Source organism: Aquabacterium sp. A7-Y, assembly GCF_026153205.1.
Lineage (GTDB): Bacteria > Pseudomonadota > Gammaproteobacteria > Burkholderiales > Burkholderiaceae_C > Caldimonas.
Genome location: NZ_JAPFBW010000011.1, coordinates 26,522 through 37,615 on the forward strand (window position 1 = coordinate 26,522; position 11,094 = coordinate 37,615).

General features: G+C 71.6%; 2 protein-coding genes. Both read right to left on the reverse strand.

The window, feature by feature from the left end; genetic code table 11:
• Positions 1–40: 40 nt before the first annotated feature.
• Complete coding sequence (locus OOT46_RS11800) at positions 41–9,403, reverse strand: SDR family NAD(P)-dependent oxidoreductase (protein ID WP_265403802.1); 9,363 nt, start codon at positions 9,401–9,403, stop codon at positions 41–43.
• Between the two features lie 26 nt (positions 9,404–9,429).
• A complete protein-coding gene (locus tag OOT46_RS11805) occupies positions 9,430–11,085 on the reverse strand; it encodes a type I polyketide synthase (RefSeq protein ID WP_265403803.1) in 1,656 nt (551 codons plus the stop codon).
• Positions 11,086–11,094 lie beyond the last annotated feature (9 nt).

Genomic DNA, 11,094 nt, shown 5'->3' on the forward strand with positions numbered 1-11,094 from the left:
ACCGCTATCCCTGAATGACTGAATGAAAAAGGGGTCTGGATCAGTTCTCGCCCAGCTCGAGCTTGAGCATCGTCGACAGGTCGTCGATGGACATCAACGACGCTTCCATCCCTGGCATCTGTGCTGCCGTCGTTGGCTGTCGGGTCGGTGTTTCGATCCCGAGCAGGCGCAGCACGTGGCGGGCGAGACTGCGCACGCTGGGATAGTCGAAGATGGTGTCCACCGGCAGGTCGACGCCGAACACCTCGCCGAGATGGCGGCTGAAGTCCACCGCCGTGACCGAGTCCATGCCGAGGTCGAAGAAGGCCCGTTCGTCGGACACCTGGCTGGCCTCGATCTTCAGGAAGCCGATCAGCCGCTGGCGGATCGCATCCGTCACTCGCTCGGCCTGCTCGGCCGCGGGCAGTGCCGCGAAGTCCGCCGGCAGTGCGCTGTCCTCCGTCCGGGCCACGGCCGGCGGCGCGTCGAGCACGGGCTTCTCCTCGGCCTCGAAGCAGGCCACTTGTGCCAGCGGCTGACCCAGCAGCCGCAGCAGTGCGGCCAGGGCCTGGTCGGTTGCGAGGCGCTGCGGCAGCTCGACGCCTTTGGCCTCGGCCCGGCGCGCCATGCCGGTGTCGGCCCAGGCGCCCCAGTTGATGCTCATCGCCGGCACGCCCTGCGCCGCCCAGCGTTGCGCCAGGCAGTCCAGCAAGGCGTTGGCGACGGCATAGTTGGCCTGCCCGACCGAGCCGCCGATGGACACGATCGAAGAGCACAGCACGAAGAAGTCCAGGCTCATTGAAGCCGCGGCTTCGAAGAGGTGGAGCGCACCCTGCACCTTGGCGCCGAGCACCGGCCGCCAATGCGCCGGGCTCTGCTGGCTGAGCAAGGCGTCCGACAGAGTCCCCGCGGCATGCACGATGCCGGCCACCGGCGGCATGTCCCGCTCGATCTGCGCCATGTGCTCACACAGGCTGTCGCGATCGCCGATGTCGCCGAGGAACAGCCGCACCTGACAGCCGCGTTGCCGCAGTGCCTCCAGGCGCGGCGCGGTCTCCCGCCGCGCAGAGCGGGCCAGCAGGGCGATTGCTTCGGCACCCTCCTCCACCAGCTTCTCGGCGATCAGCAAACCGATCTCGCCCAAACCGCCGGAGACCACATAGGTTCGACCCCGACGCAGCACGGCGGACAGTCCGGCGGGCTGCAGCGACGGCATCGGCTGCAACCCGGCCTGATAGCGTTGGCCTTGCCGATAAGCGAACACCGGCCCGGCGTACGCCGCCGTGAGCTCGGCCAGCCAGGCAGGATCCTCGGGCCGGTCCAGGTCGAGCAGGGTCGCGCGCAGCGAGGGGAACTCGAGCGCGGCCGTGCGCACCAGGGCGGCGGCGGCATGGCCGGCCGCCGAGAGCGGTGTTTCTCCGGCCGCGACCGATTGGCAACGCTGGGTCAGCACGAGCACCCTCAAGCCGCTGTCGCTGGCGACCATCAGCCACTGCGCCAGCGTCCAGAGCCTGGCCTGGATCTGCTCCACCCAGGCCTCGGCGGACACGGTTTGGGCGTCCGGCTCGTCCAGCAGGTCCGCATACACGAGTGCCTGGGCGTGGGGCGCCTGCTCCAGCTCGGTGCGCAACAGCTGTCGCAGACCGGCCGGCCCCGACGCCGCTGTGTCGTTTGCGATGCGCCGCGCAGCGGCACCCAGGGCCGCCGGCACGCGCGACAGCAGCGGCCGCTCCTGACCGACCCACAGCACCGGCACGGCAGCGCCGGACTCCCCCGGACCTCGCGGCAGCGGCGACGCCTGCCACGCCAGCTGGTGCAGCAGGCGACCCTCGGCCTGCGGCGCCGGCACCTTCTTGAAACTCACCTGCTCGAAGCGGGCGCACAGCCGCTCCTGCTCGTCAAACACCGCCAGCTCATAGACCAGCTCGGTCGGCCCGCTGGCCTCGGGCAGGTGGCGACTCAGGCACCAGAAGTGCTTGCCCGTCGGCCAGCCGGCCAGCTCCGCCCGCCCCAGGGAGGCCGGCAGAAACAGCCCGTCGGGCTCCCGGCCCAAGCTGTCGCCCAGCACATTGACGCTTTGCAGGCAGGCGTCGAGCACGCGCGGATCCAGCACGAAATCGCTCGCCAGCGTGCGGATCCTCGCCACCGCGCAGGGGCCGTCGCGCCAGAGCTGCTCGATGCGCCGGTAGGAGTCGCCGAGCCGCAGGTCCTGCGGCAGAGAGGCCGCGTAGAAGCTGCTGCCTTCCACACGGAAGCTGGCCCGGTCGCGGATCGCCCGCAGCTCGGCTTGCAGCAGGCCGTCACCCGCAGGCGGCGGGCCGCCCCGCGAGAGTCCGGTGAACGAAGCGAACAAGGGCCAGGCCCTCTCGTCAGGCAGCCGGTAATGCAGCTCACCCCGGCCGTCGGCGCCGATCTCCAGCTGCACCTGCGCCCGCTGCTCGAAACGCAGCGGTCGCAGGAAACGCACCTCCTGCAGCACCACCGGCCACGGCGCCCCTTCACGGCCCACGGCCTGCAGCACCAAGGCCAGCGTCGCCGCGGCCGGCAGGACATTGACGGCACCGATGCGGTGTTCGTCGAGGAAGGACAAACGGCCGGCGTCCAGCTCGAACTCGACACTGCGGCGGCCGTCACGTGCCGAGGTCAGGTCGCCGGTGATGAGGACCAACGGCCCGACCGTGCCGGCCTGGCCGACCGCAGGGCTCGCGTCATGGCCGGGCACCCAATACCGCCGCGTCGGAAAGCGGCGTGTCGGCAGCACCACCTTGCGCGCCCCGGCCGGGGCGAAATAGACCTGCCAGTCGACTCGCTGGCCGTGTTCCAGCAAGGCACAGAGCAGCGTGGACAGCTCGCCATCCTGCTCCGGTGCGAGGCTGCCGCCGAACAGATCGAGCGACAGGCCCTGCGGGGCGGCAGCGCCGGCCGGGAAGGCGGCTTCGCAGGCCGGCCGGAGTTCCTCGGGCCAGCCCGGCGTGGGCTCGAAGCTCAGCCGCGGCTCCCCGGAAGCCGTTTGCACCTTTTGCAGCGCGGCGCGCCAGCCGGCAACGTCGTCGGCCAGCAGGCCGTCGAGCAGGGTCTCGAGGTCCGCCGCGCCGCTCAAGGCCGCCGCACAGAACAGCATCACGCCTTGTGCATACAAACGTTCCGGCTGCAGGCCCAGGGCCAGCAGCAGCCGGCCGTACGCCAGGCCCAGCAGACCGGCCCGCAGCCGCGGCAAGGACACCAGGGCCTCACCAGTGCAGAGCGCACGCGCCTCCAGCCGGTGGCCCCGGGCGCGCAAGGCGTCGACGCAGGCATCGACGCTCGCGCGGAACGCCGGGTACTGGTCGTAGTAGGCCGGCGCAGACCCGGCCCAGCGCAGCGGCCCCTGCGCCGTCAGGCGCCAGACCAGCGGCGGCCGCACGGCGGGCGTCTCGAAGCTGGCAGCAGTCCCGGCCGCGAGCGCCCGCAGGCCGCGCAGCAGTTCCGCCATCGACCCGGCGCGGCACACCGCCCGCACCGGGTAGCCGGCCCGCGAGCTGCTCAGGGTATAGGCGACGTCCGCCACCGACAGCGAGCCGTCGGCCAGCGCTTCGGCATAACGGACCGCGTCGCTGGCCAGCTGCTCGCGGCTGACCTGCGACAGCACGGCCAGCGGCACGAAGCCGGCCGGCAGCGGCTCGGACCGAAGCGGCTCGACATATTCCTCCAGCACCACATGCGCATTGGTGCCGCTGAGGCCGAAGGAGCTGACGCCGGCCCGCCGCGGTTGCGGCGCTTCCCACGGGCGCAGGCCGTCGACGACCGCCAGGTCGCTGCGCGCCCAGTCGAAGTTGGGATTGGGCTGCTCGAGATGCAGGTGCGGCGCCAGCATGCGGTGCTGCAGGCACAACAGCACCTTGATCAGGCCGGCCACGCCCGCCGCCGCCTCGGCATGGCCGATGTTGGTCTTGACCGAGCCGATGTGCAGGGCGCCGGCGCGCGGCGTCCTGCCGTACACCGACTGCAGCGCGTTCAGCTCGATCGGGTCGCCGAGGTGGGTCCCGGTGCCGTGCGCCTCGATGTAGCTCACCTCGGCTGGATCGACGCCCGCATCCCGCAGCGCCTTGTCGAGCACCCGCTGCTGCGACAGGCCGTTCGGCACGGTGAGTCCACCGGCGCGGCCGTCATGGGTCACCGCGGCGCCGCGGATCACGCCGAGGATGGGGTCGCCCTGCGCCACCGCGTCGGCCAGGCGCTTGAGCACCACCACGCCGCAGCCCTCGCCGCGCACGAAACCGTCGGCCGCCGCATCGAAGGTGCGGCAGCGTCCGCTGGGGGACAGCATGCCGCCCGCGCATTCGAGCACCAGCGGCTCGGGCGACAACTGCAGGCTGACGCCGCCGGCCAGTGCCGTGTCGCAGGCGCCGGAACGCAGGTGGGCGCAGGCCAGTTGCACCGTGACCAGCGAGGACGAACAGGCCGTGTCCACCGTCATGCTGGGGCCCATCAGCCCGAAGGCATGCGAGATGCGGCCGGCCACCACGCTGTTGGCGCTGCCGGTGCCGACGTAAAACGCATGCTCGCGCACATGCTGGGTCAGTTGCAGGTAGTCCTGGGTCATCACGCCCATGAACACGCCGGTCTCCGATCCGCCCAGCGCCGTCGGGTCCAGGCCGGCGCTCTCCAGCGCCTCCTGGCTGACGTCGAGCAAGAGGCGCTGCTGCGGATCCATCAGTTCCGCCTCGATGCCGGCGATGCCGAAGCGCTCGGGGTAGAACTGGTCCACCGTGTCGACGAAACAGCCCTCGTCGACATAGGCCTTGCCGGGTTTGCCCTTCTCGGGGTCGTGGTACCGGGCATGGTCCCAGCGCTCGGGCGGAATGGCGCTCACCGTGTCCACGCCCTGTTTCAGCAGCTCCCAGAACTGCTGCGGCGTGTTGGCCCCGCCGGGGAAGCGGCAGGCCATGCCCACCACCGCGATCGCGTTGTCCTCGTCCGCCGCTGGGCCGGACCGGGGGGCCACGGCCGCTGCCGGCGCCTCAAGGCGCGTCTCCGGCAGGCGCTTGAGCAGGAAATCGGCCAGGGCGGCGATGCTGGGATGGTCGAACAGCAAGGTCGATTCGAAGCTCTGCCGGAAGTCTTTCTCCAGCAGGCCGCGCAGGTCGATGACCAGCAGTGAATCCAGGCCGTGCTCGAACAGGCTGGCCTGCAGATCGATCGGGCCCGGGTGTTTCAACAAGGTGGAGACGCGCTGCTGCAGATGCGTTTCGAGATGGCGCCGGCGTTCCGGCGTGCTTTTGCCCTGCAGCTCGGCCAGGACGTCGCGTGCCGCCGCGCGCGCCGGCTGCGGCGCCAACGGCCCGGCGTCCCGCAGCACCTCGGCGAGCAGGCGCTGCACCTGCGGCTGGCGCTGCGCGTCGAGCCGCTGGCCGCGGTTCAGCGGCAAGGCCGCCAACTGCACGTTGGCACAGCCGAACAGGCGCGCGATGAGCGCCCGGCCCAAGGCCGGCGCGATGGTGCCGGCCACCGAACCGCTGGCGCTCAAGCGCGCGCCGATGTCGCGTGCCGCGGCGGCGCCGATGTCCGACCAGGCCCCCCAGCCCACCGCCAGGCCCGGACGGCCCAGGCCGCGCCGGTATGAGGCCAGGGCGTCCAGGAAGGCATTGGCCGCGGCATGGTTGGCTTGCCCCGGATTGCCCATCACCGCCGCGGCCGAGGAATAGATGATGAAAAAGTCCAGCTCGCAGGCCGCCAGCGCGCGCTGCAGGTAAATCGCGCCAAACACCTTGGGTCGCAGCACCCGCAGATAACGCTCCCAGCTCTGCTGTTCGATCACACCGTCGTCCAGCACACCGACCGAATGCACCACGCCGCGCAGCGGCGGCAGCGTGGGCAGCACCGCCTGCAGGGCTGCCTGCAGCGCCGGCTCATCGCTCACGTCGACCTGCAGCGCATGGAGGTGCACGCCCTGCCGGCGCAAGTCGTTCAGAGCGGCTTCGGCCTCGACCCGCCGGCTGCGGCCGAGCAGGACCAGGTGCCGAGCGCCCTGCTCCGCCAGCAGCTGCGCCGTTTGCAGGCCGAGGTCGCCGAAACCGCCGGTGATCAGGTAGCTGGCCTGTGCCGAGATGGCGCCCGAGGCGGCCTCCTCCAAGGGCACCGGACGCAGGCGCGCCATCAAGGTCTGGCCGTCGCGCAGCGCGAGCTGGCACTCCTCGGTCTGCTCCAGCGCATCGAGCAGCGCGGCATCGGGCATGGCGCCGGGTTCGACATCGATGAGGCGCGCGAAGCTCGCGTTTTCATTGACGAAGGTAAACACATGCCCCCACAGCAGCGCCTGCAGGGGCTGCGTCACCGCGCCGCTCGCCGCTTGCGCCCCGGCCGTCAGGAAGCTGGCATGCAGATGGCGCCAGCGCGGTGCCAGCAGCGCCTGGCAGAGCAGCAGCGGATATTTCAGGTAGGGCTCGGCCGCCGTGGCCAGGTCGGGCTCCTGCAGGGACGCCGGGCGCAAGGACCACGCGTAGACGATGCCGGTGATCGGGCCCTGGGCCTGCTCGACCTCGGCCAACCAGCCGGACAGGTCGTCGTGGGTCTGCAGCGGCCGGTCAGTGTCCGGCGTGAGCAGCGACATGCGCTGCCCCCGTTCCGCCAGCCCCTGTTGCAGCTGTGCCGACCACCCATCGGCGTCGGCAAACACGACCCAGTGACCGGCCGGGCGCCGCGCCGGCTTGCGCGCAACAAACAGGCTTTCGGTGCGTCCGGGCTCGGGGGTGGCCAGCAGGGCCTCGAAGCCGCGCTCGCGCAACAGCCGCTCCCAGGCCTCGGCCTCCAGAAGCGGCCCCTGCTCGCGCAGCGTCGAGTCGGTGAAACTCCACCAGCCCGGCGTCAGGCCGAAGCTCAGATCGAGCCAGGCCTGGGGCCGTGTCAGTTCGCGCAACACCAGCAGGCCGCCCTCGGCCAGGCACAGCGAGACATGGTCCAGGCTGCGTGCCAGATCGGCGGTGGCATGCAGGACGTTGACCGCGATGACGATGTCGAAGCGGCCCGGCTCGAAACCCTGCTCGCGCGGGTCGCGCTGCAGATCGAACAGGCGATGCTCGACGCCGTCGGCGTCGCGGAACTTCTCCTCCGCATGCCGCAGGAAATGCGCCGACACATCGGTGAACACGTACTCGACCGGGCGGCCACGCAGCTGCGCCAGCACCCGGCCGGTGGTGGCACCGGTGCCGCCGCCGACTTCGAGGATACGCAGCGGGCGGCCTGGCGGCAGCGTTTCGGCGGCCTGCGCCACCAGGGCGGCCAGCCGGTCGTTGAGCGCCAGGCTGCCGGCGCTGTCCTGGTAGACCGCTTCGGTGTTCTGCGAGTGGGCCGACTCGAACAACAGGTCGAGGGCCTGGACACGGCCGCGCAGCACCTCGGTCAGCGCCTCACCGCAACGCACCAGCAGGTCCAGCTCGCGGGTTTCCTCGCCCAGCGTGCGGCGCAGCCCGGCTTCGATCTCGGGGGCCGTCCGCTCGGACGCCGGCAAGCTGTCGCGCAGCGCCAGCAGGCGCTGGCCCAGGCGACGGTAGGTGGGCGCCAGGCCATGGCGCTGGACCAGCTCATCGGCCGAAGGCCGGGCCGCCTCGGCGACCCCGAGGATGTCGAAGGCCTGCCGGATGTAGCGGCCTGCCAGCTCATCGAAGCCTTGCAGCACGGCCGCGTCCACCACATGGCGCGCCGGGCCGAAGCGCGGCTGTGCCAAGGCCAGCAAGGCGCTCGGCGTGAGCGACAGGCCGGCGTCGCGGGGCGCCATCGGCACCCAGTGTTTGTCCAGCAGCCAGTCGCGCCAGGCTTCCTGCGGGGCCGCGGCCAGGGCCGCGGGGCGGCTCTGAGGACGGTACAGCGCGGCGTCGAAACGCTCGATGGCGACGACTTCCCGCCCCTGTTCGTCCCAGGCCTGCAGCTCGACGGCCAGGGTCTCGCGCTGCCGCAGGTCCTCGTGCAACTGCCTGTCGCTGGTCCAGGTCGCGCCAAGGACACGCACGAAACACCAGAGCTCGGCGGGGCGCCGGCCCGAGTCCTGCAAACCCTGCAGCTCGGCCGGCACGAACAGCCGGGGCGCCTCCTCGGCATCCGCGCTCTCGCCGATCGCGGCGCTGATGGCCTGGAAACAGGCATCGAGCAGCACCGGGTGCAGACCGCGGCCGGGCCAGTCGCGCGGCAAGGCGGCCGGCCATTCGATGTTTGCCAGCGCCAGGCCCGGCCCACGCCACAGTTCGCGGATGGCCTGGAAGGACGGGCCATAGTCGATGCCGGCCCGGCGCGCCTGCGCGCGATGCCGCTCCAGGTCGACCGGCATCGGGCAGCTGGCGCGTTTGCTGGCCAGCGCATGCTGGCGGGGTGCGGCTTCGGCGCGCAGCCTCACCTGGGCGCTGACGTGGTGCCGCCACGCCTCCTGGCCGGGCAAGCGGGTGTAGATGTCGACCTCGGCCCGGTCGCCCTCGGGCACGCCCATGCGGCAGTACACGCCCAGCGGCTCCTCCCCGAGCACGCAGGGGCTCAGGATGCGCAGGCGCTCGATCCGCGCCGGCACGCCGTCCGGCCCGGCACAGGCCTCGGCGATCATGTCCAGGTAGAGGCTGGCCGGCACCACCCGCTCGCCGGCGACCACGTGGTCGGCCAGGAAAGGCAGGCGCGCCAGCGACAACTCGCCGGCATACAGCTGCCGTCCGTCCGGCTCGGCCAGCACGGTGTCGAACACGCCGTGCCGCAGGGCCCCGAACACCAGCGGCAGCGAGGCCGCCCGTGCGGTGACAAACTCGGGCAACCAGTAGCGGCGCCGGTCAAAGGGATAGTCCGGCAGCAGGGGCGGCAGGTCCCTGGCAGCGGCGCCACGGGCCGGCCAGCGCGGCGAAAAGCCGCGATTGAACAAGTCCACCCTCAGAGCTTCCCAGGCGTCGTCGCCCCGCTCGGCCTGCGGGTCCCCCAAGGCCGTCAGGCGCAGGATGTCGAGCTCCCACACCGCCTGGTGGGGCAGGGTCGGGCCCTGGTCCGGCTCGGCCGCACTCGCCAGCGCCTCGGCCAGCAGGTGTTTCATCCGGTCCGGCTGGCCCTGCGGCCACGCCTGCCAGGCGCCAGCGGCGCTCAAGTGCAGCGGCAAGCGCGCTTCGGCCAGATCGAGGCCGTCGACCAGCGCCTGGCGCTGTGCCGCGGGGGCGGACTCATCGAGTGCCCTGGCGAGCGCGACGGCTTGCTCGATCGTGAGGACCTCGGCGAAGGCCAGCGCGGCCAGCGCTCCGGACCCGGCCGCGTGCAGGGCCTGCGGCTGCAGCTCCAGGGACAGCAGTTCCTGCGCGTGCAGGAACTGGGCCGCCAGGCGCGACAGCGCCGGATGGCCGGCGCCCGTGCCCAGGGTCGCCAGTGCGATCCCGGCCGCCGCCTCGATGCGGGAGCGCCAGCCTGCATCGCCGCCGGAGACCGGCACCGAGCCCCTTGCGCCAAAGCGCAGGATCAGGGCCGGCCGTCGAGCGGCGGCGGCGGCAAGTCGGCCTGAGCCCCGGCGTCCAGTTGCGACAGCAGCTCCGCCATCGACCCGGCGAGAAAGGCGTGGCGATAGGCCAGCCGGCCGCGCACCCGGTTGACGGCCGCGGCCAGCGAGGGCAGCGTTGCTGCCGGCCTCGCACGCAGGCGCTGCGCCAGTTGCCGCAGCTGCTGGCGCAGCGCCGTGGCGCTGTGCGCGGAAAAACAGAAGGCCTGCCGCGCCGTGCCGGCAGGCGGCGTGGCGGCTTCTGCGCCGGCGCCCTCGGGCCGGCTCAGCAGCAGGTGGGCATTGGTGCCGGTGTAGCCGAAGGAGCTCAGGGCGGCGATGCCCGGGCGCGCGACGCCGGACGGCTGGGCACCGGACTTCGGAAACAGCAGCTGTCCGCTCAGGTCGTCGAAATGCGGATTGAGCTCACCCAGATGGGCGATCGGCGGCAGCTGCCCCTGTTGCAGCAGCAGCACCAGCTTGATCAGGCCGGCAATGCCCGCGGCGGACTCGCAATGGCCGATGTTGGCCTTCACCGCGCCGAGCACCAGCGGTGCCTGGCGCCCTTCGGCGCGGCCGTACACGGTGTCGATCGCCTGAACCTCCACCGGATCGCCCAGCGCCGTGCCGGTGCCATGCGCCTCCAGGTAGCCGACCTCGGCCGGATCGAGCTTGGCACTCGCCAGGGCGCGGCGCATCACCTCGATCTGGGCCGGGCCGTTGGGTGCGCTCAGCCCATGGCTGCGGCCGTCCTGGTTCACCGCCGAGCCGCGGATCACGGCCAGGATGGTGTCGCCGTCGGCCTGGGCGCGCGCCAGCGTCTTGAGCAGCACCAGCCCACAGCCCTCCGAGCGCACATAGCCATCGGCGCCGCTGCCGAAGGTGTTGCAGCGCCCGTTCGGCGAGAGCATCTGCGAAACCGAGGCGCCGATCGCCGCCTCGGGGCTGAGCAGCAGGTTCACGCCGCCCGCCAGCGCCATCGAGCAGTCGCCCATGCGCAGGCTCTGGCAGGCCAGGTGCACGGCCACCAGCGACGACGAGCAGGCGGTGTCCACCGACACGCTGGGCCCCTTCAGGCCGAACACATAAGAGAGCCGCCCGGCGGCCGCGCTCAACGCGTTGCCCAGGCCGACATAGGGATTGAGGTCGCCGGTGCTTTTGATCAGGCGCGCATAGTCACTGTTCATCTGCCCGATGAAAACGCCCGTATCGGCGCCCCGCACCCGGCCGACATCCAGGCCCGCGCGCTCGAAACAGAACCAGGCCTGCTCGAGCAGCAGGCGGTGCTGCGGATCGACATACACCGCTTCGGTCTCGGACATCCCGAACGCCGCCGGATCGAACTGGTCGACCGCGTCCAGCAGGCCGAAGCGCCGCGTGCAGATCTTGCCCGGCTCGCCGATGCGGGACGAGTAGTAGTCGTCCATGTTCCAGCGCTGGTCGGTCATCGTGGTCAGCGCATCGGTGCCGCTCCTGATCAACTCCCAGAACGCCTCCGGATCGGCGGCCCCCGGGAAGCGGCATGACAGGCCGACGATCGCCACGGGTTCATCGCGCGCGGCTTCGAGCTCGGCAATGCGACGGTCCTTCTCCTGGATCTTCAGGATCGAGGTTTTCAACAGGTCTTTGTAGTTCTTCAAGTCCGTGCT